Genomic DNA, 25,170 nt, shown 5'->3' with positions numbered 1-25,170 from the left:
AGCTCCTCACGCCTTTACTATCAATGCCGAATCAGAGGAAACTATAGGCAAAACATTACAATATCAATGCAAAAAATACAGTTAGAGAAATCACTCAGTGAAGGATTTATTTTTTATGCAATTTCAACTCTGACGATTGCCATACAATTTCTGTTTTATCTGATTCACAGTCCCCGGCTCGCCATGATGGACGTGGGAGGCTGGATGTTTTATATAACGGCCGCTTGCTCACATGCCGCCTTGTGGGCACTTATTCCTTACATCATATCCTTAATCGTAGCCATTACCGTCCGGCGCCATCAAGCCGCCGCCATCACACACATTATTCTTGTATCATTACTCAATATACTTGCTTACATAGACGGCAGTGTGTACAGTCTTTACAAGTTCCATATCAATGGTTTTGTACTGAATCTCCTGGTTGGAGAGGGCAACAGTGAGATTTTCACATTCAGCTTCTGGCTTTATCTGAAGATTGCAGGAGTATTAGTGGGTATATTTGCCGCCAATACTTTGCTAAGAATACTTGCAGGCCATTGTTATACCCGCTTTCACCGCTGTGGCTTCCGTCCTGTACTTGCCACTCTGATTTTGTTTGCACTATTCTCTAACTTTTATCATGCCTATGCCGCTGTAGCGCAAAAGACTTCAGTGATTCGCAGCGCCCCCTGCCTGCCCTATTACTTCCCGCTTACGGCAACCCGCCTGATGATGAAGTTAGGAGTGGTCTCATCCAAGGATGTCATTAAAATGAACTTCAACAACAAAAAGCAGTCTGCTGACCTCAACTATCCGATAGATTCTTTGAAATACGAAGTCCATTCCAACCCCAAGAATGTAGTGCTGATAGCCATAGACTCATGGAACTACCGCGCCTTTAACCAGGACATTACACCTCATATCAGCCACTTTGCCGACAGTTGCAGCAGATTCACCTCCCATCTAAGCAGCAGCAATGGCACACGTGGAAGTATCTTCGGGCTTTTCTTCAGCCTCTCATCCATCTACTGGACTGATTTTGAGGTATCGGGCATACAGCCCCTGCTCATAGAAGAACTATTGAAGCAGAATTATCAGATAGGTATTTATCCCAGTGCTACAATCGTCAACCCGCCATTTGCCAAAATACTTTTCTCAAAGGTACCCGACTTGCGTACCCATACCGAAGGAAAAACCGTTTATGACCGCGACTGCCGTATTACAGCAGATTATCTGCAAGCACTCGATACGCTGGGCAGCGGTACAAAACCTTTCTTTTCCTTTCTCTTCTATGATTTGGCACACGGATATGAAGTACCGAAGGACAAGCTTTATCGTTTCCAACCGTCCTGGGAGTTCGCCGACTATATGAAACTGAACAACGACATAGACCCTACTCCTTTCCTGAACCTCTACTACAACTGCGTGGCAGAAGCCGACTCACTGGTGGGATGCGTCCTCCACAAACTTGAGGAAAAGAAACTGCTAGACAATACCCTGGTCATCATTACCGGAGACCATGGACAAGAATTCAATGAGAATCATAAAAATTATTGGGGCCACGGCAGTAATTATTCACCGGTACAAACACATATCCCCTTCCTATTATATGAACCGGGAGAACAGCCACATACCTACCATCACCGTACCACGCACTATGATTTTGCACCAACCCTAATGAATAAAGTGCTGGGTGTAACCAATCCGCCTTCCGATTACAGTATGGGGCATTTAATAACCGATACTTGTCCACGGAACTGGCATATCGTGGGCGACAATCTCAATTATGCCTTTATCGTAGAAAATCATACTATTCTGGAAAAACACCCTTCCGGATATATAGAGATCAGCGACAGTGCATTGAATCCCCTGGAAAACTACAAGATAGACAACCGTAAGCTGAACGAGGCCATCCTCTCCCTTAACCGATTCTATAAATAACTGGGAGAGAGGCCTTCCACCAACTCCTCTATCACCTTCGGATAGTATTCATACTCCAGCCGGTGGATGCGTTGCGCCAGCTCCTCCGGCGTATCGCCCGGCAATACGGGGCATTTCTGCTGGCAGATAATGCCGCCTTCGTCATAATGCTCATTCGTATAATGGATGGTAATACCGCTTTCCTTTTCGCCGGAAGCAATCACTGCCTCGTGCACACGGTCGCCGTACATTCCCTTTCCACCGAACTTGGGCAGCAACGAAGGATGTATATTTATCATTTTATTGGGATAAGCATGCAGAATATTGTCCGGCACACGTGCCAGGAATCCTGCCAATACCACAAAATCAATATCATGCTCTCGAAGCGTCGACAAAACAAGCTCTCCACTTTCCCAATCGCTCTTGGCAAACCAGACACAAGGCACTCCCAGCCCCTTGGCACGCTCTAAAACAAACGCATTCTGCCGGTTAGTCAAAACCAGAGCCACACGTGCCGAACCTTTTTCCCGGAAATAACGGATGATATTCTCGGCATTCGTACCACTTCCCGACGCTAAAACTGCGATATTTTTTCCCATAATCCCTCCAATTACTGCACAAAACCGTGAAAAATGTGCAAAAAGGTGCATTTAATTCATCAAATATTTGCGAGGAATGATAAATATTCATTCCTTTGCACCGCAAATTTAAAGAAATAAAACTAATTATTAATTAAAAACTTAAAGTTATGTCTGAAATTGCATCAAGAGTGAAAGCGATTATCGTCGATAAATTAGGCGTAGAAGAATCAGAAGTTACTAACGAAGCTAGCTTCACTAACGACCTGGGAGCTGATTCTCTTGACACTGTAGAACTTATCATGGAATTCGAAAAGGAATTCGGTATCTCTATTCCCGATGACCAGGCTGAAAAGATTGGTACTGTAGGTGATGCTGTATCTTACATCGAAGAACACGCTAAGTAATCTTATCCATTCGTTTATAACATGGAATTAAAAAGAGTTGTAGTAACAGGTCTCGGCGCCATTACTCCCATTGGCAACAGTGTTCCCGAATTCTGGGAAAATCTTGTGAATGGGGTTAGTGGAGCAGGACCTATTACTCATTTCGATGCATCGCTTTTCAAGACTCAGTTTGCATGCGAAGTAAAAGGCTTCGATGCTACCAAATATATAGACCGCAAAGAGGCCCGCAAGATGGACTTGTACACACAATATGCCATTGCAGTAGCCAAAGAAGCGGTAGGTGACTCTGGGCTTGACGTCGAAAATGAGGATTTAAACAGAATCGGTGTCATCTTCGGCGCCGGTATCGGTGGCATCCGTACATTCGAAGAAGAGGCGGGCAACTATGCCCTGACCGGTAAGGAAAACGGCCCCAAATTCAATCCGTTCTTCATCCCCAAGATGATTTCGGACATTGCTGCCGGACAAATTTCCATCATGTATGGTTTCCATGGTCCCAACTACGCAACTTGTTCTGCATGTGCCACTTCCACAAATGCTATTGCCGATGCGTTTAACCTCATCCGTTTGGGTAAGGCAAATGTTATCGTGTCCGGTGGTTCGGAAGCTGCCATCGCCGCTTGCGGTGTAGGTGGTTTCAATGCCATGCATGCATTGTCAACCCGCAATGATTCTCCCGAAACTGCATCCCGTCCGTTCAGCGCAAGCCGTGACGGATTCATCATGGGTGAAGGTGGCGGTTGTCTCGTTCTCGAGGAACTGGAACACGCCAAGGCACGCGGTGCCAAAATCTATGCGGAAGTTGCCGGCGTAGGAATGTCTGCCGACGCTCATCACCTGACAGCCTCTCACCCCGAAGGTTTGGGAGCCAAGTTAGTGATGCTGAATGCGTTGGAAGATGCAGAAATGAAACCCGAAGAAGTAGATTATATCAATGTTCACGGTACATCTACTCCCGTAGGTGATATTTCGGAAGCAAAAGCAATCAAAGAGGTATTCGGACAGCATGCGTATGAGTTGAACATCAGTTCGACAAAATCCATGACCGGCCACTTGCTGGGCGCTGCCGGTGCGGTAGAATCCATTGCAAGCATCCTCGCCATCAAGAATGGCATTGTTCCTCCGACCATCAACCACGAAGAGGGTGATAACGACGAAAACATCGACTATGACCTGAACTTCACGTTCAACAAAGCACAAAAGCGCGAAGTGAACGTAGCTTTGTCCAATACTTTTGGATTCGGTGGTCATAATGCGTGTGTCATTTTCAAGAAATACGCAGAATAATAAGGTCGTGTTACGTAACCAAATAGATAAAATAAGGCTCTTGTTCCGCAAGGATAGAGAGTCTTATTTTTGTTTTTACAGAATTCTCGGCTTCTTTCCACGTGACATCAAGGTCTATCAGCAGGCTTTGCTGCATAAATCCATCTCCATGCGCTCCGAAAAAGGACGTCCCATCAACAACGAACGGCTGGAATTCTTGGGCGATGCTATCCTCGACGCCATTGTAGGAGATATTGTCTACCGCCATTTCGAAGGACGCCGCGAAGGTTTCCTTACCAATACCCGTTCCAAAATTGTACAGCGGGAAACACTCAACAAACTGGCCGTGGAAATCGGACTGGACAAACTGGTGAAATACTCCACCCGCTCCTCATCCCACAACAGCTACATGTACGGCAATGCATTCGAAGCCTTCATCGGCGCCATTTATCTGGACCAGGGCTACGACCGCTGCAAGCAGTTCATGGAAGAGAAGATTTTCAAAAACTATATCGACCTCGACAAGATGTCTCGCAAAGAGGTCAACTTCAAGTCAAAACTCATCGAATGGAGCCAGAAGAACAAAATGGAGGTGTCATTCGAGCTTATCGAGCAGTTTCTCGACGAAGAATACAATCCGATGTTCCACACCGAAGTCCGCATCGAAGGGATATCGGCAGGCACCGGCACCGGTTATTCCAAGAAGGAGTCGCAACAAAATGCGGCACAGATGGCATTGAAAAAAATTAAGGATGCCGCTTTCAAGGAGGAAGTCCAGGCAGCCAAAGAGCGAAACCATTCAACAGAAACCGCCACAGAAGATAATCCCATGGCAGAAACTGTTGAAGAATCCTCACAAGAAAAATTAGCCGAAACAGATTCCCATCCGACGTCCTTGGACAACTAAGTCATTGTCTTCCGTCACCAGCTTTAACTTACCCGCAATCTCCTCCAGCGGTGCAGAAGCTATTTCATTTCCCTTTAAGGTAATCATCCGCCCGAACTGCCCGTTGGCAATCAGTTCCGTGGCATGTCCGCCCATACGTGTGGAAAGATTACGGTCGAAAGGTGTGGGTGAGCCGCCCCGCTGAATATAACCCAACACAGTCTCGCGGGTCTCAATACCCGTCTCATACTCTATCTCTTGAGCGATGTACTCGGCTGCACGCTTCCGCCCGTCCGTCTGTATGCCTTCGGCCACCACCACGATGGAGTAAGGCTTTCCTTTCTTCAGCCGATTCAGAATCGTCTCTCCGATACGGTGGATATTATAGGGAATCTCCGGAATCAGAATCACGTCACCACCGCCCGCCATACCGGAGTATAAGGCTATCCAACCTGCCTTGTGCCCCATCACCTCAATCACCATCACCCGTTTGTGCGAGCTGGCCGTGCTGTGCAGCCGGTCGATGGCATCCGTAGCAATACTGACGGCAGAATCGAATCCGAAGGAAAAATCGGTTCCCCAAATGTCATTGTCTATTGTTTTTGGCACGGATACGATGTTCAGCCCCATAGCGGAGAGTTTGGCGGCTGTCTTCTGCGTACCGTTTCCACCGATGCAGACCACACAATCAAGTCCCATCTCTTTGATATTCCGCACTATCAGTGCCGGTTTGTCCACGTCGGACATCACGCCGTTCTTCTTAAAGGGCTTCTCACGCGAAGTACCGAGCATCGTACCTCCCAAGTTCAGCAAACCGGATAAGGACTTTTCGGTAAACGACTCCACATCCTTGGTCAGCAGCCCCTGAAAACCGCTGTGAATGCCAATTACTTCCATTCCATAATGGTTGATAGCTGTTTTGCATACACCGCGAATGGTAGCGTTGATGCCGGGACAGTCGCCCCCTGAAGTCAAAATACCTATTCTCATGATATTTTTGTTTGAATTATTGTTCTATAGGTCCGTAAAGATAGAAAAAAAAGAGAAAAAAGATAGAGATGCCGATAAATAAGATTATTTTTGCGGTTTAAAATAAGATTTCACAAAGAACGATGAATATTACAAAGTTTCTGAATAAGGTATATTTTGCTCCCCGTCTGAAAGAAATCGAACAATACACCAGCCATGCAGGTGAATTGCAACAGCTTGTATTGCAGCGTCTCATCCGGACAGCGGCAAATACGGAATGGGGAAAGAAGTATGACTATGCCTCTATCCGTACTTATGAAGATTTCAAGAAGCGCCTTCCCATACAAACTTACGAAGAAGTAAAGCCTTATGTAACTCGCCTGCGTGCCGGTGAGCAGAATCTGCTTTGGCCTTCGGAAATACGTTGGTTTGCCAAATCATCGGGTACCACCAACGACAAGAGCAAGTTCCTGCCCGTCAGCCGGGAGTCCTTGCACGACACGCATTACAAGGGAGGCCGGGATGCCGTTGCCATCTATCTGGGACAGAATCCCGAAAGCCGTTTCTTTTCAGGTAAAGGGCTTATCCTTGGAGGCAGCCACGCTCCCAACCTGAACACCAACCACAGTCTTGTAGGCGACCTCTCCGCCATCCTCATAGAAAATATCAACCCGCTGGTAAACTTTGTCCGCGTACCCAGCAAGCAGACGGCCCTAATGGAGCACTTCGAGCCCAAAATGGAGGCCATCGCCCGCGAAACCATCCATGCAAACGTCAGCAACCTTTCCGGTGTACCGTCCTGGATGCTTGTACTCATCAAACATATATTGGAAAAGACAGGAAAGCAGAGCCTTGAGGAGATATGGCCCAATCTGGAGGTGTTCTTCCACGGCGGCGTTGCCTTCACTCCTTACCGCGAGCAATACAAAGACGTGATTCGCAGCAGCAAGATGCATTATGTAGAGACTTACAATGCATCCGAAGGCTACTTCGGAACTCAGAACGACCCTACCGATCCTGCCATGTTACTGATGATTGACTACGGTATATTTTACGAGTTCATCCCGCTGGAAGATGTAGGCAAGGAGAATCCGCGTACCTTCTGCCTCGAAGAGGTGGAACTGAACAAGAACTACGCCATGGTAATCTCCACTTCTGCCGGTTTATGGCGATATATGATTGGGGATACAGTGAAGTTCACATCGAAGAACCCCTATAAGTTCGTCATCACCGGACGTACCAAGCACTTTATCAACGCATTCGGCGAGGAGCTGATTGTGGACAATGCGGAAAGAGGACTTGCCAGAGCATGTGCCGAAACCGATGCACGGGTCATAGATTATTCTGCCGCCCCAGTCTTTATGGACCGGAATGCTAAATGTCGCCACCAGTGGCTGATAGAATTTGCACAAATGCCGGACAGCCTGGAGAAGTTCGCCAAAGTATTGGACGACACCCTGAAAGAGGTAAACTCCGACTATGAAGCTAAAAGACAGAATAACCTGGCACTGCAACCGCTGGAAATCATCGTTGCCCGTCCCAACCTCTTCCACGATTGGCTGGATAGCAAGGGGAAACTCGGTGGACAACATAAAGTACCCCGACTCAGCAACACAAGGGAATACATAGAAGAAATGCTGAAGCTTAATAAATAACAAAATATAAAAGCAGATTTTATCACAAAATAATTCCACCGCCCAGCAGCAGACCGCTTTCATCATAAAAAGCCGCTGCCTGCCCTGGCGCAATAGATTCCAGCGGCTCTATCAAGCGGACATGCAGTAGTCCCTCCACTGTAAGACTTACCTTGCAGTGGTTTGCCTGCTTACGGTAGCGTATCTTCACAATAACCTCGTTTGCACCCAGCACACGGCTATTCTCCACCAGGTTCCACTCTCCCAGCCACATTTCCTGCTTGTAGAGGGAAGAGAGCGGAGCTAAAACGACTTCATTGCTTTCCACTCTTGTCTCTTTCACAAAAACAGCCTTGTTCAGATGGATACCCAAGCCCCTACGTTGCCCTACGGTATAAAACGGATAGCCCTCATGCCATCCCAAGAAATCCCCCTTTTCATCGACGAATCTACCTTTACCGGGTAATAGTGTTTCAGGAACCTCACGCTTCAAAAAGGAACGGTAATCCAAAGGGCAAAAGCACACACCTATACTGTCTTTCTTCGCAGCCACCTGCCCGAAACCACGCTCTGCCGCATACGAGCGCGCCTCATTTTTCGTAATATCTCCCATCGGAAGCAACATACGCTGCAGGATGTCCTGCTTCAATCCCCACAGAAAGAAAGTCTGGTCTTTGTCCTTATCTGCAGCAGGAGCTATATAATACTTTCCTCCGGACAAGACTTTACGCACATAATGTCCGGTAGAAATCCAATAAATCCCCTTTTCATCGGCTATTTTAGCCAACAACGCCCACTTCAGCTCATTATTGCAGACCGTGCAAGGAACGGGAGTACGCCCCATTAGATACTCTTCCACAAAATAGCGGATAATACGCGAACGGAAAAGCTCGCGTGCATCATAGGTAATGTGTTTCATCCCCAGCTTCAGGGCCAGAGCCCGTGCATCTTCCAAATACCCGGTCTCATCTCCTGCCTCATAGAAACGGAAAGTCACGCCAGTCACCTCATAACCGGCTTCCTGCAACCTCATGGCGGCCACGGAACTATCCGTGCCGCCACTCATGCCAAGCAATACACGTTTATCTGACTTCATGGATACAAAAGTAATAAACGAAGGTGAAATCCGTTGCATTTACTCTTATAAAACAGAATATCATTATAGATTTTCACAGATTTATTATACCTTTGTACTCCTAAAAGAACTAATAATCAACTGTTATGGAACATCAACTGACCATTTACAACACTTTAAATAGAAAAAAAGAGCTGTTCGTACCGCTGCATGCACCGCATGTAGGCATGTATGTCTGCGGACCGACCGTGTACGGTGACCCGCACTTGGGACATGCACGCCCTGCCATCACTTTCGACCTGCTGTTCCGCTACCTGACGCACATCGGCTACAAGGTGCGCTATGTCCGCAACATTACCGACGTGGGCCATCTGGAGCACGATGCCGACGAAGGTGAAGACAAGATTGCGAAAAAAGCCCGTCTGGAACAACTGGAACCAATGGAAGTGGCACAGTACTACATCAACCGCTATCATAAGGCGATGGATGCATTGAATGTGCTGTCTCCCAGTATCGAGCCACATGCCAGCGGCCACATCATCGAACAGATAGAACTTGTAAAGGAGATATTGAAGAATGGATATGCCTATGAAAGTGAAGGTTCCGTTTATTTCGATGTAGAAAAATACAACAAGGACCATCACTACGGCAAGCTCTCCGGACGCAACCTGGATGATGTTCTCAACACCACCCGCGAACTGGACGGACAGAGCGAGAAGCACAATCCCGCAGACTTTGCCCTCTGGAAATGTGCGCAACCGGAACACATCATGCGTTGGCCTTCCCCGTGGAGCGACGGCTTCCCCGGCTGGCACGCCGAATGTACAGCCATGGGAAAGAAATACTTGGGCGAGCACTTCGACATTCATGGTGGCGGTATGGACCTTATCTTCCCGCATCACGAATGCGAGATTGCACAATCCGTAGCTTCCCAAGGAGAAGATATGGTACATTATTGGATGCACAACAACATGCTGACCGTGAACGGACAGAAAATGGGTAAGTCTTACGGTAACTTCATCACATTGGAAGAGCTCTTCAAAGGCACGCACCCCATGCTGGAGCAAGCCTACAGCCCAATGACCATCCGATTCTTCACCCTGCAAGCCCACTACCGCAGTACGGTAGACTTCAGCAACGAAGCGCTGCAAGCCGCCGAAAAGGGATTGGCAAGGCTGATGGATGCTGTACATGGACTGGACAAGATTACCCCTGCTGCAACCTCCACCATAGATGTGAAATCCCTGCGTGCCAAGTGTTACGAAGCCATGAATGATGACTTGAACTCACCGATTGTCATCGCCCACCTCTTCGACGGCGCCAAGATGGTAAACAATATCCTGGCTGGAAACGATTCCATCACAGCCGAAGACCTGAAAGAATTGAAGGAAACCTTCCACCTCTTCTGCTTCGACATCTTAGGATTACAAGAAGACAACGCCTCCAACGAAGAGCGTGAAGCCGCCTTCGGCAAAGTAGTGGACATGCTATTGGAAGAGCGTTCAAAGGCAAAAGCCAACAAAGATTGGGCCACATCCGACAAAATCCGTAATGAACTCACCGCACTCGGTTTCGAGATTAAAGACGGTAAGGACGGAAGCGAATGGAAGCTGAATAAATAATGAAAGTATCATAACTCACCGCAGAATCATACAGATTGGGGTAAGTTTTAGGCAGAAGAACAAAAGAATATATTTTTCTCTTGTTCTTCTGTTCTTTTGTCTGAAAATAAAATCCATGTAATATTTTGATATATCCTCGTTAGAATACGAATCCGAACCCAGCATACCACCCTAGTTTCTTCGTCTGATTAGACCAGTTCAACTGTATCTCCACTGGTCCCAGAAAACTCTTGTACATATAGCCGATGCCTACCCCTGCCATATCAGCCGATTTGGAAGAGTCAAGAATCTGATGAAACTTCCCGGAGTTTCGCCCATAACTGCCCATCACTGATATATACTGGTTTTTCAAGATACGCTGTCTGAGGTTCAGCCCTGCAACCAGCAGTGCGGCTTGTGACAGTTCCGCACGGTTGATGCCCGTAAACGGTATCTGCTGTGGCATATAGCGCCCCGGTATGGTTCCCCCCACCATATTAATGATGGCAAAAGGATAATTACCGCTTCCGGACAATACGCGTCCATAAAACGAAGGAGTGACAGTGAACTTACTCGAGGGAGAGAAACATCCCTGCCAACGGGCATCGAAAACAGAAATAGGATTGTTGTCCTTATACTGGAAGAAGTTATCCGTATAGAGATGATAGGATACCGCCCACGACATGCCTTTTGTAGGGGCGCTCCTCTCATTCAAGTTGTTGAACACAAGTCCGGCAAAGTAACTGAATAAGGACGAATTCTCAAACAGTGCCGAAGCTAACGGATCGAGCGACAGCAAATCATGATAGTGGTAGTAATCAAAGTCAATGCCCAGACTGACCTGGATATTGTTCCAGTCCTTCGCCGCCCCCATACGGACCAGTTGATGTGTAAAAGTCAAATCCAGCGCCCGTTTGCCTTCATTGTAAATATTCATATCTTTATAGTCGAACTGATAGGCAAGTCCCGCCTGCCATCCACCGTCCCACTGGTAACTATATCCGAGTCGTGCCAGTGTACGCTTGCCCAGACGGACAGTAAGGCTGACCAGCGACTCGCGCTGCCGGCCGAAATAGAAGTCCGTATTTGCCTGCAACGCCGCCAGTTCTTCTGTATCAAAGCGAAAACCGACATTCAGCTTGTTCTCCCGCACAGCAGGGACGGCTATTTGGGAATCAACGGGAATCTCCCTATCAACAGCCACGCCGGGCAAGCGGAAAGGTCCCGGACGGCGAGGCTGATAATCGTCTGCAAGTCCCAGCTTCCGTTTCAGGGCAAGCAGTCCGTCCCAACTGTCCATGGCAGCACGTTCTCCCCGCACCATCAAAGTGTCGATGGCCTCTTTGGTGAAACTTGCAGCCGAATAGCCGGTGACATCCACCTTTATCAATACGTCGGTATTACGCAAATTCTCACGGTATTTCTTCTCTCCTTGCAGATTGATGATTTGCCCGAAGATGTCTTTCACCGATTTCAGCTCGGAAGCCTTAAGCAGCGGGCTCTGCACATCCACCCCGATAACGTAGTCGGCCCCCATGGCAAGCGCCACATCTACCGGATAGTTATTCACCATTCCACCGTCCACCAACACCATTCCATCCAGGTCTACCGGAGCAAACACACCGGGAATGGACATGCTGGAACGCATGGCAGTAGCCAGTATTCCCTCACGGAACACTACTTCACTACCATTCACCAGATTTTCCGATACGCAGGCAAACGGAATAGGAAAACGGCTAAAATCCACGGAATCCCGGTAACCTTCTGTCAACGTGGAGAACAAACGTGCCAGGTTCTTCCCTTTTATGATACCCGCATCCGAAACAGCGGCAGATTTCAAAGAAAACGGAATAGAGAGTACATAGCGCTCCGACTTCAACCGGTCGTCCAGCAACACATCCTTAGGATTGGGTGCATCCGAGAGTAGGAATTTCCAGTTCTGGGCATTCACCATACTGTCCAATTGCTGCGGGGTATATCCGATAGAATACAAACCTCCCACAATGGCCCCCATACTGGTACCTACCACATAATCTATAGGGATACCCGCTTCTTCAATTACTTTCAGAGCACCGATATGCGCCGTCCCTTTGGCGCCACCCCCACTGAGTACGACAGCCACTTTCGGACGCCCGGACGCCCAAAGAACCATCGGCAAAAACAACAGACAAGCCCATAGTCTATACTTCATCTCCATCATTTACTTAAATACGTATTGGTAAATTTATTCTATTCTGAATCAAACAACCCGCTCCGACAAATAGTTCACTATCAGTCGAAGCGGGTCGCAAAAAACGTTCAAACAATTTATGGAGGATTATCTATAACCCATTTCCAATCAATAAGGTATCATATCCTTCAAGATGCCTTCCTTATACCAAGGGTCATCAATCTCTTTCAATACTTTGCCCATCTCTGCGCAAAGGTCTTTTACGACTTCTTGGTTTTCTTCCAAAGAAAGGTTATTCATCTGATACGGATCCTTTTCATCGTCAAACAACAAGCTTTTGACCAGCGTATGGTTTTCGCGATCAATGTAGAGCGCCAGCGTATAGCGCGCCGATTTAAAGCCGCGCGATGAAGGGAAATAAGAACGGACCATACCTTCCGCATCCTTCTCACCATCCAAGTTCTGGATGTAAAGAGCACCGGTAGGACGTACAATATCTGCCTTTTCATCGAAGAAAAGCGGTGCATAGTTGCGTCCCTGCACCTCAGCCGGAATAGAGTCGGCAAGGCCGGCAAGGCCCAACAAGGTAGGCATGATGTCCGGCGAGGAAAGCATCAAGTCGTCCACGCGGGGTTTAATCTTATTGGGGAAACGCACCAGGAAAGGAACGTTCATGGACTCGGAGTACGGGGAATTCTTCGGGTCTTCCGTATGCTGGCTACACATGGTCTCTCCATGGTCGGAGGCAAACACGACAATGGTATTCTTGTCCAGCCCGAGTTCCTTCAAGGCATCAAGTATCTGACCGAAAGCACGGTCGACACCCGTCACAGAAGCAAAGTAGTAACGTGCACTCTCTGCCTTGAGCATCTTGGAGTCGGCATTCGGACGGACGAGCAGGCTGTCCAGAGGCTGGTCTTTATAGAGACTGAAATCTTCCTCCATACAGTCGTCCAAAGAACGGTACGGACTATGGGGAGGATTCATGCCTACCATAATGAAGAAAGGTTTCTTCGGATCGCGTACATTCCCCTCGTTCTTCAGATAAGACACCACCTTGCCCGATTCGTGTAACGGTGACCACTCGCGCGGGTCGTGGCGACGGCCTTCCGTATCCCAGTAATGCGGATTCTTGTGTTCGTCGAAGGTACCGTAAGAATACCAGTAATTGAACCCATGACGACGTTCTTTCGGCGTATAGGCATCCCATGCAGGTACGCGGTCTTCCACATACTGTCCGGGACGTTCGGGGTCGTTGGGGGTAGGAAAGTCGGCATGCAGTTTGCCAAAGTAGGCGCAGTCATATCCGGCATTGCAGAAAACATCACTCACACACACAGCATCCTCACGCAGGGAGCTGATGGGACGGCTCGAATTGCAATTCAATGGAATACCACTCTTATTAGGATACATTCCCGTCAACAGAGAACCACGGTGGGGACTGCTCAACGGGCAGTTGCTCATGGCAGATGTCAATACCACCGACTCCCGGGCAAAATCATTCAAGCGTGGGGTATGCACCGGGTCATTCCGAAAGTTCACTTTCTCCCGAAAACCTTCCTGGCCCCAGAACTCCATCGCCTGGTTACGGTATTGGTCGGGAAAAACGTAAATGACATTCGACCGGACGGATTGTTCTGCCTGCGGGGCTTTACAGCCCTGCAAGGCGAACAAACCTAAACCACCTAACAAAATATTTAATTGAGTTTTCATTTTTCCAAGTCTCTTTTACGCATCAATCCTTCCAGGAAGTAATAGTCGGCATAGTTCAACGGTACATCAATCTCCGCACCGTGAGGAATACTGCCCACAGAGTGCATCAGGATGAAGTTGCCGTTGGTACCCACCTTAGCACGATAAGAAGGAGAAGCGAGGCTTTCCATAATCCGGTCAGCGGTTTCCTTGTATCCCTTATCCGGCAGATAAGTGCTCAGCTCGTAAAGGGCGGACGCCGTGCAGGCAGCTGCCGAAGCATCGCGAGGTTCATTCGGGATATTGGGGGCATCGAAATCCCAGTAGGGAACCAAGTCTTCCGGAAGATTCTTGTTGTTGAAGATAAAGTTGTAGACCTTTTCAGCCTGTTCCAGGTATTTGGCATCGTGTGTATAGCGATAGCACATGGTATAGCCATACAAGGCCCACGCTTGTCCACGTGCCCAAGCAGACTCGTCGGCATAGCCTTGTGCAGTCTGTCTCTTACGGACTTCACCGGTTTCGGGGTCATAATCCACCACATGATAGCAGCTGTTGTCCTCACGGAAATGGTTAGCCATAGTCGTATCGGCGTGCTTCCGGGCTATGTTGTAGAAAGTGGAGTCGCCGGACAGCCTGGAAGCTTCGAACAGCAGTTCGAGGTTCATCATATTATCAATGATAACGGGACATTTCCAGCCACGTTCAGCCTGCCATCCCTTATCTGCATCCCATGATTGAAGTACGCCTGCTGCAGGGCGGAAACGGGTAGACAACGATTTGGCCGTCTGTATGATGACCGGCTTGTACTCTTCCTTACCCGCAAAACGGTATCCGTTCAGGTAACTGCAGCCAATCATAAATCCCACATCATGGTGCCAGGTAAGGTATTGTACCGAATCCAAATCCTCGGTATACTTCTCTGCCAGCGGCAGCCACTTCTGGTCACCGGTCAGCTCGTACATATGCCAGATATTACCGGGGAAGAAACCGGAACACCAATCGTCGATAGGTACATAGACAATGTTCCCATCCTTATCAATGGTGCGGGGATTAAGGATTTTACCAGATTTCTCGATAATGTCTGTCTGAATTGTCTCCTGAGCCACAGCATTATCAATGTTTTCTTGGATAAAGTTGCTTTCAGCCTGCTTTTGCCCTGCGCAACCTGCCAATACAAGGAGGGAGATTCCCAATGTAGTGAGGACTGTTTTCATAATAAGGGATTTATTTATTAAGAGTTTATGATTTTTCCTGCTGCAAAAGTAGGGCAAGCGTACAGATTTGACCCGCCTAAATAATTCAATTAATGGCTAAAATCGTTACTTTTGCGTCCGGAAGCACATATTTTCCACCCATTAATCACTAATCACTAAACATTAATCATTACCCCTCATGACCGCACAAGAGTTTTTCAAGAACGACCGCTTCGCCACGAATGCAGGCGTAGAACTGATAGAAATAAAGGAAGGATACAGCAAGGCACGCCTGGTTATCACGGCAGAGCATCTCAATGCGGGAGGCCGTACGCAAGGGGGTGCCATCTTCACCCTTGCCGACCTGGCACTGGCAGCAGCAGCCAACTCCCACGGAACATTGGCCTTCTCTCTTTCGTCCAATATCACCTTCCTGCGCAGCAGCGGACCGGGCGATGTGCTGTATGCCGAAGCGCGCGAACGCTACATCGGCCGCACCACCGGATATTACCAGATCGACGTCACCAACCAGGAGGGAAAACTGATTGCCACTTTCGAATCCAGTGTATTTAGAAAAGGGGATAACATCACTTTTTCCTTACCACAGACGTCATCGGATAGCGGTTGCCCCGGACACTCTTGAAGAATGCCTTGGCCGAACCGAAATTCAAATACATGTCCAGGCGAATGGGAAGGTGGTTCTTATCATCGGATACGAAGAAGGTGATGACCTCCTTCTCCTTACCTTTCTTGTACTCTACAAAAGAGAATACCAAGCAGCGGTAAATGGTGTCGTTATTCGCCTTGACCTCCTCCTTGCCGCGGTAAATCAACGTCTGCTCTTCTACCCTGCGCCCCGTGGCCATGGGAAAGAGTATCTTCTGCCCTACCTTGTAGTCTTTAGGGTCATAGGAGCGTGCCTGCGCCAAAATGCTCAACATATCGAAGATGCAGCGACTATCACTGTATTCCATCTCCTGAGCTTCACGCACGGGATTGTGCCAAGTGCGTCTCTGCTTTACATTCGCCAGTCCGTCCGAGTAGGAGAACCAGGCCTCGTCCACCGTATGGCGGCTTCCCTCCTCTGCCGCTTTGCGGAAATAGAGTGGCTCCAACTTGTCGCTGACATAACAAGTTAGCGTATCGCGCATCTTGAAGAAAAAATCGGTCTTTTTACTGCCTACACAAAGCAAGTTAAAGCGGAATGCAGGCTCGGAATGGTAAGTCGTGGCATTGGTAGTGAGGCTTGCCAGCCCCACCTTCTTCCAAATGAACTTCCAATTGAAATATAAATCGTACATGACGTGCTCGCCCGACTGAAAAGCTTCATTCTTTGCAGCACATTGGGCCTGAACAGACTGGGAGGCTCCCAAACAGACTGCTCCCACCATCAATAGAACGAACAATTGCTTCCGCCTAATAGCTATAGCCCCTACCACTATTGCGGCTGCTATTGCCACTGCGGTTATTTTTGTTCCTGTTTTGCTTTTTCTTGTCTTCATCTGGCTTTTGTTTTTTTAGTTCGTCCGGTTTCTGCCTATCCAGAGACTTGGCCTTAATATTCCATTCCTGCGTCAAATCAAAGTTTGCCTTAAGCTCCAAAACCATCGGATAATAGTAAACCATTTCAGGCTGGCGCTTCTCGGCATAATTCCCTGTGTCCCAGACGCCATTCCCATTCGTATCATTTATCAGCCGCGCTCCATATTTGCCCGGATTGAGAAAATAGAAATCGGCTTTCCCATCCACCACCGGCACCGTGCGCAGCACTTTGTCTTGACCGTCCAGCAGTTCCACAAAAGCCAGAGAGTCTGCTCCATGCACATTAAAGAATATCTGCCCGTACTCTTCCAGCTTCTTGGCCTTGAAGTCCTTCTTTATCTTATCGGAAAACAACCCGTACAACCCACGTATGGCAGCAGAATCCACTTCAAATGTATAGCTTTCACCGGGTACCCATTCGGCAAACAGATTATAACGCTTCAAGTCCAAAGAGTCGCGCATAAAGTCGAACGGGATATCCTGCCACAACGAGTCCACTTTCTGTTTCAGATGGAAAGCGGCGGTATCTATGCTTGCCACCGGTTCCGTAAACGACAGAGTAAGATAATCATATACATCAATTGCAGAAGGGGCATACACATCTACAGCCAGGAATTCCGTCGGCTCGGGCTCTTCCACCTCACCTTCTTTCAACTTCTTCTTTTTCTTCTCACGCTCTTTCTGTTCCTTTTCCTTCGCTTCCTGCTTCTGTTTCTGCTGCTTGTCGTATGTCAACTTCGCCAACACATTCAAAGTATCGGTACGGGGCACCAGTTGTTTCAGGCTATCCGTATACAAATAGGTGATACTCATTTTCAGGGAATCCTGCTTATAGAGCAGGGAATCCTTTATCCAATAATGAATCGTATCGTTCCGGCCGGTAGGCTGTTCTATAACAAACGCATCTTCCTCATTAAAGTTCAATCCTTTCAATAAAGGCAACGTGTCTGCCGGAGCAGTGAAATAGAGCGAAAACTTCTCCGGAGTCAACCGTTCGGCCTTCAAGAAACGCTGCGAGAAGGAAAGCTCCTTGAAAGCACGCAACAGGATATCGTCTGGCAGGTAGTGGGTATATTGACGTTCTACAACCGTATCTACTGTCAGCGAGTCTATCCAGGTCGTATCCTGGCGCATGCGTTCTTCCATGGAAGGAATGATGATGGAATCATTGAAAGCTATCACTTCCGTCGGCTGAGAATAGGTAAAATTCTGGTCGGCATCCTGCAAGGCATAGATGCGATACTTGCCGGGAGCCACTCCACGGATAGAGAAGCGTCCGCGACTGTCCGTGCGCCCCACCCGCTCAAAAGGAAGTTTGGTAAAAGCAGAGTCGGTCAGATTGGCATGCAGGCCGACCAGCATCCCTTTCACCGGTTCAAGATTAGCCGCATTCAGCACTGTGCCGGCCACAGCCATAGAGTCGAGGCGGTCGCCCGTAGAGAAAGAATAGAAAAAATTCTCTAAGGGATTCCCCTCATTATTGTCCTGGATGGCATCACCAAAATCGAATGTATAAGTGGTATTGGGTTTCAATGTATCCTGCAGGGTGATGACCACCTTCTTCCCATTAGACTTAACTTCGGGCTGCTGCACCTGCGGAGGGGATATTACAATCTTCTCATTCGGCTTGTCAAGCTTGATAAATTCATCGAACTCAATGGAAAGTTTATTTTTATTGTGATGGAGTGCACCGGGCGTGGGAGTACCGGAAATAAAACGCGGAGGAGTCTCATCATAAGGTCCTCCTTCAATACGGCCCACACTGGCACAAGAATACAGTGCGGCAGCTATGGCAACACCCCCCAACAACCTGCGGAAAAGCGGCCTCATTTTAGTATGGCGTTTACGTTCTAACATGCTGCAAAAATAAAGGTTATCTGCCAATTAGCGGTATGCTTTACAGTATTTTAATCAAAAAATGTCCTTTTGTTCTCATCTATGTATGAAACATAGTTAAAAAAGGAACTGTTTCACACCTTATATACTAAGAAAAGAATATTTTTGCAGACGAAAAACTGAATAGGAGTATTCAGTTTTCTTTTTCCTGCCTTATTTCTAAATTATGAATTGCACACCAAAACGCCTTTCAAGAATCGAAAAAAGAAGAATATAAAATTATACAGAGAACAAAAAGAGTATGAAGAGTAGATTAGTATTATTGGCATGTTGCCTGGCACTGCTCAGCAGTTGCGGACAAGGCGACAAAGGAACGGGTAAAGCTCCCGAATTTGCAGTGATTGAGGCAAAAACCACCACTGCCAACTTGACAAACAGCTACCCTGCTACTATCAAGGGTAAACAAGATGTAGAAATTCGCCCGATGGTGAGCGGTTTCATCACAAAATTGCACGTCGACGAAGGCGCAACAGTACGCAAAGGACAAGTGTTGTTCAGCATCGACCCCGTACAGTATCAGGCAGCCGTAAATTCGGCCAAAGCTGCTGTTGAAACAGCCAAAGCTGCCGTAAACACACAAGAACTGACTGTAAACAACAAACGTGAACTGAACAAGAAAAACATCATCAGTGACTACGATTTGCAAATGGCCGAAAACCAACTGGCACAGACAAAGGCGCAACTAGCACAAGCCAATGCCCAATTGGTCAATGCCAAGAACAACTTGTCATACACTAGTGTAACCAGCCCCAGTGACGGTGTAGTAGGTAGCATTCCCTACCGCGTAGGTAGCCTAGTTAGTCCTTCCGTAGCCAGCCCGCTGACTACCGTTGCCGACATCTCCGAAATGTACGCCTATTTCTCCATGACCGAACGCCAACTTTTGTCACAAATTCGTGAAGGCGGCAGCATCAAGGAAATTCTGGAAAAGATGCCGGATGTACAGTTGCAGCTCATCGACGGAACCATGTATGCCGACAGTGGCCGCGTGGAGACAATCAGCGGAGTCATTGATCAAACTACCGGTTCGGTAACCATGCGTGCCCTCTTCCCCAACAAGCACAACGTGTTGCGTAGCGGAAGCACCGGCAATGTGGTATTCCCCAACCCTTTGCATGATGTCATCATGATTCCACAGGCCGCCACTACCGAAATCCAGGACAAGCAGTTCGTTTTCGTTCTGCAACCGGACAATACGTTGAAAAATACCGAAGTCAAAGTGTTCAGCTTAGACGATGGCAAGTATTATTACGTGACGGAAGGTTTGAAAGCAGGCGATAAAATCGTTATCGAAGGGGTACAGAACCTGAAGGACGGACAATCCATCACACCTATTACGCCTGCTGAAAAGGAAGCCGAATACCAGAAGGCCTTGAAAGACCAGAAAGAAGGTAACATTCAAACGGCATTCAATTAATGTTTAACGGTTAGTGATTAATGATAAGCGGCTGCGCCATTATATCACACGAGCTTATCACTAATCACTAACCCCTAATCACTAAATAAAATGAAACTAGATAGATTTATTAACCGTCCGGTACTATCAACGGTAATTTCCATCCTGATAGTAATCTTAGGAGTTATTGGTCTGGCGACCTTGCCTATCACCCAATACCCGGACATTGCCCCCCCTACCGTATCGGTAAGTGCAACTTACCAAGGTGCCAATGCCCAAACGGTGCTGAACTCCGTTATCGCTCCGTTGGAGGACCAGATTAACGGTGTGGAAAATATGATGTACATGAGTTCGAGCGCCACCAACAGCGGTTCGGGCGACATCTCCATCTACTTCAAGCAAGGTACCGACCCCGATATGGCAGCGGTGAACGTGCAGAACCGCGTTTCCATGGCACAAGGCTTGCTGCCTGCCGAAGTTACCAAAATCGGTGTAACCACCCGTAAACGCCAGACTTCCATGTTGATGGTATTCTCCATCTATGATGAAAAAGACCAGTACAACATCGAGTTCCTGGAAAACTACGCCAACATCAACCTTATCCCTGAGGTGAAACGTGTCAACGGTGTGGGTGATGCCATGGTATTGGGACAGGACTACTCCATGCGTATCTGGCTGAAACCTGATGTAATGGCCCAATACAAACTTATCCCCAACGATGTGGTTGCCGCCTTGAGCGAACAGAACATCGAAGCGGCTCCCGGCCAGTTGGGTGAGCGCGGTAACCAAACTTACCAATATACCCTGCGCTATAAAGGACGTCTGCAACAGACTACAGAGTTCGAGAACATTGTCATCAAAGCTTTGGAAAACGGTGAAATACTCCGTCTGAAGGATGTAGCAAATGTGGAACTGGGTCGTCTGTCATATGGATTCAACAATATGGTTAACGGACATAAAGCCGTATGTTGCATCATTTTCCAGATGGCAGGCAGTAATGCCACACAAACCATCTCGGATATCGAGGCCCTGCTGGACGACTATTCCAGCAAACTGCCTGCCGGCTTGAAGATAAACATTGCACAGAGTGCCAACGACTTCCTCTTCGCCTCTATCCATGAGGTAATCAAGACATTGATCGAAGCCTTTATCCTGGTGTTCATCGTGGTGTATATCTTCCTGCAGGATATGCGTTCTACGTTGATTCCCGCCATCGCCATTCCCGTGGCATTGATTGCCACCTTCTTCGTATTGAAGCTGATCGGTTTCAGTATCAACTTGCTGACCCTTTCGGCCATGGTACTTGCCATTGCGATTGTGGTCGATGATGCCATCGTCGTCGTCGAGGGCGTCCATGCCAAGCTGGACCAGGGTTACAAATCAGCCCGTACAGCTTCCATTGACGCCATGAGTGAGTTGGGCGGCGCTATCGTCTCCATTACGCTGGTCATGATGTCCGTATTCGTCCCTGTGAGCTTCATGGGAGGTACAGCAGGTACTTTCTACCGTCAGTTCGGTTTGACCATGGCTATTGCTATCGGTTTCTCGGCTTTGAACGCCTTGACCCTGAGTCCTGCTCTGTGTGCTATCTTCTTGAAACCTCATAATGGAGGACACGAAAGTCTGAAAGAGCGTGTAGGCGTTGCCGCCAAGGAAGCGCGCAAGATTATGCTTGCTCGTTATGTCGACTCTCTCGGTCGGTTGATGCGCCCAGGTATCACGTTGCTCTTCGTGACGGTAGCTATTCTGGGCATGATTTTCGGTCTGTTCAGCTTCAGCGAACACCCCATTCTGTGCAGCTTGATGATTATCATCAGTGTGCTGGCGTTGGCAGGCATGACTACCGACAAGTTCAAACACTCCTTCAATGACTCATACAACGGTATCTTGGGCAAGTATAAGAAACAAGTGCTGTTCTTCATCCAAAAACGATGGCTATCGGCAGGATTGGTTATCGGTTCCATCGTATTGCTGGGTGTTTTCATGCAGATTACTCCTACCGGTATGGTGCCCAACGAAGATACCGGTACCATTATGGGTGCCGTTACTTTGCCTCCCGGCACTTCACAAGAACGTGCTCAAGAGGTTCTGAATCGCGTAGACAGTCTGGTTGCTGCCGACCCTGCAGTAGAATCGCGTACCGTCATTTCCGGTTATAGTTTTCTGGGTGGACAAGGTCCTTCCTATGGTTCTATCATCATCAAGCTGAAGAACTGGGAAGAACGCTCCACCATGCAGAACTCTACCATTGTCTATGCCACATTATACATGCGTGCCCAGAAGATTATCAAGGAAGCGCAGGTATTGTTCTTCGCTCCACCTATGATTCCGGGTTACTCGGCTTCAAGTGACATCGAGTTGAACATGCAGGACAAGACGGGTGGTGATTTGAACCACTTCTTCGACGTGGTGAACAACTATACCGCAGCCCTGGAAGCACGCCCTGAAATCAACTCTGCCAAGACATCCTTCAACCCCCACTTCCCGCAATACCAGCTGGACATTGATGCTGCCGCTTGTAAGAAAGCAGGCATCAGCCCCAATGACATCTTGACTACCTTGCAGGGATATTACGGTGGTTTGTATGCTTCCAACTTCAATAGCTTCGGTAAGATGTACCGCGTAATGGTACAAGCCGAACCTGACGCTACCAAGAATATGGAAACACTACAGAGCATCAAGGTGCGCAACGGCAACGAAATGGCACCTATCACGCAATTCATCTCCATCAAGAAAGTATATGGTCCTGACGTCATCAGCCGTTTCAACCTTTACACCTCCATGAAAGTGATGGTGGCTCCCGCATCAGGCTACACTTCCGGTCAAGCTCTGCAAGCCATTGCCGAAGTGGCGCAGGAAAACCTGCCTGCCGGTTTCGGTTACGAGCTGGGAGGTATGGCGCGTGAAGAGGCCGAAACGAGTGGAAGCACTACGGGACTCATCTTCATATTGTGCTTCGTATTCGTTTATCTGTTGCTGAGTGCCCAGTACGAAAGTTACATCCTACCTTTATCCGTATTGCTGTCCGTGCCGTTCGGTCTGCTGGGTAGCTTCCTTTTTGTAAGCGGTATAGGTACATTGGGCAGTATCCCGGCACTGAAGATGATTCTGGGCACGATGTCCAATGACATCTATATGCAGATTGCCCTCATCATGTTGATGGGTCTGTTGGCCAAGAATGCCATCTTGATTGTAGAGTTTGCCCTCGAACGCCGCAGAATGGGTATGAGTATCACCTGGGCAGCCGTATTGGGTGCTGCAGCCCGTCTGCGTCCTATCTTGATGACGTCATTGGCAATGATTGTCGGCCTGCTTCCGCTGATGTTTGCTTCCGGTGCGGGTGCCAACGGTAACCGTACGCTGGGTACGTCTGCCATCGGCGGTATGTTAATCGGTATGATTCTGCAAATCTTCATAGTGCCCGCACTGTTCGTGGCATTCCAGTACTTGCAGGAGAAATTCAAACCGATGGAATGGGAAGATGTGGACAACTCGGATGCAGAACCTGAGATTGAACAATATACAAAATAGTGATTAACGATTAGCGATTATGAAGAAAATAATATGCCTGATGTGCGCAACTGCTTTATTGAGCAGTTGCCACATCTACAAATCATACGACAGACCCGAAGACATAACAACTGCCGGACTGTATCGCGACACGGCGTCCGTGAACGATACATTAGCCGCAGATACAGCCAACTTCGGTAATCTGCCTTGGAGAGAAGTGTTCACAGACCCGCAGCTGCAGACACTTATCGAGCAAGCACTCACCAACAACGGTGACCTGCGCAGTGCCGCCTTGAACGTGAAACAAGCACAAGCCGCACTGATGTCTGCCCGTCTTGCCTATGCTCCGACGCTTGCCTTGTCTCCGCAAGGAACCGTCAGCAGCTGGGACAAGGGAAAGGCTACACAAATCTACTCCCTGCCCGTTACCGCAAGCTGGCAAATCGACCTCTTCGGTCAATTGCTGAACCCGAAGCGACAAGCAAAGGTTAGCTTGAAGCAGACGCAATTCTACGAACAAGCCGTTCAGACGCAAGTCATCGCCGGTGTAGCCAACATGTACTACACCCTGCTGATGCTGGACCGCCAACTGCAAATCACCGAAGGCACCGTCGAGATTCTGAAAAAGAACTTGGAGACCGTGCAAGCCATGAAAGATGCAGGCATCTACGGAACCACTTCTGCTGCCGTAGAGCAGAGCCGCACCGCCTACGCTCAAGTCATGGCATCACTGCCCGACATACGCCAGAGCATACGCGAAACCGAAAACGCTCTCTGCCTGATGTTGCACCAACCGGCACAGAGCATCGCACGCGGTGTACTGGAAGATCAACAGCTTCCTACGGAATTTTCAGTAGGTATCCCCTTGCAGTTGCTATCCAACCGTCCGGACGTGAAAGCTGCCGAGATGTCACTGGCTGCCAACTACTATAACACCAATAGCGCCCGTGCCGCCTTCTACCCGCAGATTACATTGAGCGGTTCGGGAGGCTGGACCAATAACTCCGGTGCAGGTATCGTCAACCCGGGCAAACTGCTGGCTTCTGCCATCGGTTCGCTGACGCAACCCTTGTTCTATCGCGGTGCCAACATTGCCCGTCTGAAACAAGCCAAGGCACAAGAGGAGCAGGCTAAGATTCAGTTCCAAACCGCCCTGCTGAATGCCGGAAATGAAGTGAGCAACGCCCTGCACCTGTATCAAATGGAGAAGGACAAAGCCGTTTCACGCACTATTCAAGTAAATTCTGCCCGCCAAGCTGCCTCAGATACAAAAGAATTGTTTAACTTAGGCACGTCGACCTATCTGGAAGTCTTGTCTGCCGAGCAGTCTTATCTCAGCGCACAGCTTGCAGAAGTATCCGACACCTTCAGCAGCATGCAGGCAGTCATCAGCCTGTATCAAGCGCTTGGAGGAGGAAGAGAATAAAATGAGCGATAAGTGATTAGTGATTAG

Annotated in this window: 18 protein-coding genes; 10 read left to right on the top strand and 8 right to left on the bottom strand. The window is 48.4% G+C overall.

Going from position 1 to position 25,170, the window contains the following annotated elements:
- The first annotated feature begins 66 nt into the window (after positions 1-66).
- Positions 67-1,920, top strand: a complete 1,854-nt coding sequence (locus tag ITJ87_RS04880; RefSeq protein WP_005825980.1) for a sulfatase-like hydrolase/transferase — start codon at positions 67-69, stop codon at positions 1,918-1,920.
- On the opposite strand, the gene purN is transcribed toward ITJ87_RS04880, so the two are convergent.
- Complete coding sequence (purN, locus tag ITJ87_RS04875; RefSeq protein ID WP_016272085.1) at positions 1,911-2,498, bottom strand: phosphoribosylglycinamide formyltransferase; 588 nt, start codon at positions 2,496-2,498, stop codon at positions 1,911-1,913. The genes ITJ87_RS04880 and purN overlap by 10 nt on opposite strands.
- A 149-nt stretch (positions 2,499-2,647) precedes the next feature.
- Between purN and ITJ87_RS04870 the strand changes: the two genes are divergently transcribed.
- From ITJ87_RS04870 to rnc, 3 genes are read left to right on the top strand one after another with little or no spacing between them, the layout of a single operon-like run.
- Positions 2,648-2,884: an acyl carrier protein gene (locus tag ITJ87_RS04870; RefSeq protein WP_004291965.1), complete on the top strand. Its 237-nt coding sequence runs from the start codon at positions 2,648-2,650 to the stop codon at positions 2,882-2,884.
- Between the two features lie 21 nt (positions 2,885-2,905).
- The gene (fabF, locus tag ITJ87_RS04865; protein ID WP_005825984.1) at positions 2,906-4,171 is read left to right on the top strand and encodes a beta-ketoacyl-ACP synthase II; all 1,266 of its coding nucleotides are present in this window, start codon (positions 2,906-2,908) and stop codon (positions 4,169-4,171) included.
- A gap of 7 nt (positions 4,172-4,178) precedes the next feature.
- Positions 4,179-5,057, top strand: coding sequence for a ribonuclease III (gene rnc / locus ITJ87_RS04860; protein ID WP_230391791.1), 879 nt, complete (start codon positions 4,179-4,181; stop codon positions 5,055-5,057).
- On the opposite strand, the gene ITJ87_RS04855 is transcribed toward rnc, so the two are convergent.
- On the bottom strand, positions 5,016-6,026 hold the full coding sequence (locus ITJ87_RS04855; RefSeq protein WP_035447667.1) for an ATP-dependent 6-phosphofructokinase: 1,011 nt from the start codon (positions 6,024-6,026) through the stop codon (positions 5,016-5,018). The genes rnc and ITJ87_RS04855 overlap by 42 nt on opposite strands.
- 122 nt (positions 6,027-6,148) lie before the next feature.
- Between ITJ87_RS04855 and ITJ87_RS04850 the strand changes: the two genes are divergently transcribed.
- Entirely contained in the window at positions 6,149-7,660 is a 1,512-nt protein-coding gene (locus ITJ87_RS04850; protein WP_117964292.1) for a GH3 auxin-responsive promoter family protein, read from the top strand.
- 22 nt (positions 7,661-7,682) lie between these two features.
- On the opposite strand, the gene mnmA is transcribed toward ITJ87_RS04850, so the two are convergent.
- Entirely contained in the window at positions 7,683-8,735 is a 1,053-nt protein-coding gene (gene mnmA / locus ITJ87_RS04845) for a tRNA 2-thiouridine(34) synthase MnmA (RefSeq protein ID WP_117964359.1), read from the bottom strand.
- Between the two features lie 125 nt (positions 8,736-8,860).
- Between mnmA and cysS the strand changes: the two genes are divergently transcribed.
- The gene (gene cysS / locus ITJ87_RS04840; RefSeq protein ID WP_008662079.1) at positions 8,861-10,336 is read left to right on the top strand and encodes a cysteine--tRNA ligase; all 1,476 of its coding nucleotides are present in this window, start codon (positions 8,861-8,863) and stop codon (positions 10,334-10,336) included.
- A 139-nt stretch (positions 10,337-10,475) separates the two neighbouring features.
- Here cysS and ITJ87_RS04835 read toward each other — a convergent pair whose 3' ends face one another.
- The 3 genes from ITJ87_RS04835 to ITJ87_RS04825 all read right to left on the bottom strand — a co-directional run bounded on the left by ITJ87_RS04835 (position 10,476) and on the right by ITJ87_RS04825 (position 15,394).
- Positions 10,476-12,506 (bottom strand): patatin-like phospholipase family protein, encoded by a 2,031-nt coding sequence (locus ITJ87_RS04835; RefSeq protein ID WP_181980935.1) that lies wholly within the window; start codon positions 12,504-12,506, stop codon positions 10,476-10,478.
- Between the two features lie 147 nt (positions 12,507-12,653).
- Positions 12,654-14,198: a sulfatase gene (locus tag ITJ87_RS04830; protein ID WP_117964294.1), complete on the bottom strand. Its 1,545-nt coding sequence runs from the start codon at positions 14,196-14,198 to the stop codon at positions 12,654-12,656.
- Entirely contained in the window at positions 14,195-15,394 is a 1,200-nt protein-coding gene (locus ITJ87_RS04825; RefSeq protein WP_117599828.1) for a glycoside hydrolase family 88 protein, read from the bottom strand. The genes ITJ87_RS04830 and ITJ87_RS04825 overlap by 4 nt, the downstream gene beginning before the upstream one ends.
- A 178-nt stretch (positions 15,395-15,572) precedes the next feature.
- Between ITJ87_RS04825 and ITJ87_RS04820 the strand changes: the two genes are divergently transcribed.
- The gene (locus ITJ87_RS04820) at positions 15,573-16,016 is read left to right on the top strand and encodes a PaaI family thioesterase (RefSeq protein ID WP_005826009.1); all 444 of its coding nucleotides are present in this window, start codon (positions 15,573-15,575) and stop codon (positions 16,014-16,016) included.
- Here the strand turns inward: ITJ87_RS04820 and ITJ87_RS04815 are convergent.
- Positions 15,961-16,875 (bottom strand): DUF3108 domain-containing protein, encoded by a 915-nt coding sequence (locus ITJ87_RS04815; RefSeq protein ID WP_174646490.1) that lies wholly within the window; start codon positions 16,873-16,875, stop codon positions 15,961-15,963. The two genes, ITJ87_RS04820 and ITJ87_RS04815, sit on opposite strands and share 56 nt — an antisense overlap.
- On the bottom strand, positions 16,790-18,745 hold the full coding sequence (locus ITJ87_RS04810; RefSeq protein WP_117599830.1) for an Ig-like domain-containing protein: 1,956 nt from the start codon (positions 18,743-18,745) through the stop codon (positions 16,790-16,792). Before ITJ87_RS04810 ends, ITJ87_RS04815 begins: the two co-directional genes overlap by 86 nt.
- A gap of 307 nt (positions 18,746-19,052) precedes the next feature.
- Here ITJ87_RS04810 and ITJ87_RS04805 point away from each other — a divergent pair, with 307 nt between their 5' ends.
- The 3 genes from ITJ87_RS04805 to ITJ87_RS04795 all read left to right on the top strand — a co-directional run bounded on the left by ITJ87_RS04805 (position 19,053) and on the right by ITJ87_RS04795 (position 25,143).
- Positions 19,053-20,228: an efflux RND transporter periplasmic adaptor subunit gene (locus ITJ87_RS04805; protein ID WP_117599831.1), complete on the top strand. Its 1,176-nt coding sequence runs from the start codon at positions 19,053-19,055 to the stop codon at positions 20,226-20,228.
- A 90-nt stretch (positions 20,229-20,318) separates the two neighbouring features.
- Complete coding sequence (locus ITJ87_RS04800; protein WP_117599832.1) at positions 20,319-23,738, top strand: efflux RND transporter permease subunit; 3,420 nt, start codon at positions 20,319-20,321, stop codon at positions 23,736-23,738.
- A 19-nt stretch (positions 23,739-23,757) separates the two neighbouring features.
- Positions 23,758-25,143 (top strand): TolC family protein, encoded by a 1,386-nt coding sequence (locus ITJ87_RS04795; RefSeq protein ID WP_117964296.1) that lies wholly within the window; start codon positions 23,758-23,760, stop codon positions 25,141-25,143.
- Positions 25,144-25,170 lie beyond the last annotated feature (27 nt).

Origin of the sequence: Bacteroides sp. HF-162, assembly GCF_015679285.1 — a bacterium.
GTDB classification, from domain to species: domain Bacteria; phylum Bacteroidota; class Bacteroidia; order Bacteroidales; family Bacteroidaceae; genus Bacteroides; species Bacteroides uniformis.
This window is presented reverse-complemented; position numbering and strand designations above follow the sequence as displayed.

Bases quoted from the DNA above. Each gene is read 5' to 3' on its own strand.
- ITJ87_RS04850 (WP_117964292.1), top strand. From the start codon at position 6,149: ATGAATATTACAAAGTTTCTGAATAAGGTATATTTTGCTCCCCGTCTG.
- ITJ87_RS04820 (WP_005826009.1), top strand. From the start codon at position 15,573: ATGACCGCACAAGAGTTTTTCAAGAACGACCGCTTCGCCACGAATGCA.
- ITJ87_RS04880 (WP_005825980.1), top strand. From the start codon at position 67: ATGCAAAAAATACAGTTAGAGAAATCACTCAGTGAAGGATTTATTTTT.
- ITJ87_RS04795 (WP_117964296.1), top strand. From the start codon at position 23,758: ATGAAGAAAATAATATGCCTGATGTGCGCAACTGCTTTATTGAGCAGT.
- ITJ87_RS04815 (WP_174646490.1), bottom strand. From the start codon at position 16,875: ATGAAGACAAGAAAAAGCAAAACAGGAACAAAAATAACCGCAGTGGCA.
- mnmA (WP_117964359.1), bottom strand. From the start codon at position 8,735: ATGAAGTCAGATAAACGTGTATTGCTTGGCATGAGTGGCGGCACGGAT.
- purN (WP_016272085.1), bottom strand. From the start codon at position 2,498: ATGGGAAAAAATATCGCAGTTTTAGCGTCGGGAAGTGGTACGAATGCC.
- ITJ87_RS04830 (WP_117964294.1), bottom strand. From the start codon at position 14,198: ATGAAAACTCAATTAAATATTTTGTTAGGTGGTTTAGGTTTGTTCGCC.
- ITJ87_RS04855 (WP_035447667.1), bottom strand. From the start codon at position 6,026: ATGAGAATAGGTATTTTGACTTCAGGGGGCGACTGTCCCGGCATCAAC.
- fabF (WP_005825984.1), top strand. From the start codon at position 2,906: ATGGAATTAAAAAGAGTTGTAGTAACAGGTCTCGGCGCCATTACTCCC.
- ITJ87_RS04805 (WP_117599831.1), top strand. From the start codon at position 19,053: ATGAAGAGTAGATTAGTATTATTGGCATGTTGCCTGGCACTGCTCAGC.
- ITJ87_RS04810 (WP_117599830.1), bottom strand. From the start codon at position 18,745: ATGAGGCCGCTTTTCCGCAGGTTGTTGGGGGGTGTTGCCATAGCTGCC.
- ITJ87_RS04835 (WP_181980935.1), bottom strand. From the start codon at position 12,506: ATGAAGTATAGACTATGGGCTTGTCTGTTGTTTTTGCCGATGGTTCTT.
- ITJ87_RS04825 (WP_117599828.1), bottom strand. From the start codon at position 15,394: ATGAAAACAGTCCTCACTACATTGGGAATCTCCCTCCTTGTATTGGCA.
- cysS (WP_008662079.1), top strand. From the start codon at position 8,861: ATGGAACATCAACTGACCATTTACAACACTTTAAATAGAAAAAAAGAG.
- ITJ87_RS04800 (WP_117599832.1), top strand. From the start codon at position 20,319: ATGAAACTAGATAGATTTATTAACCGTCCGGTACTATCAACGGTAATT.
- ITJ87_RS04870 (WP_004291965.1), top strand. From the start codon at position 2,648: ATGTCTGAAATTGCATCAAGAGTGAAAGCGATTATCGTCGATAAATTA.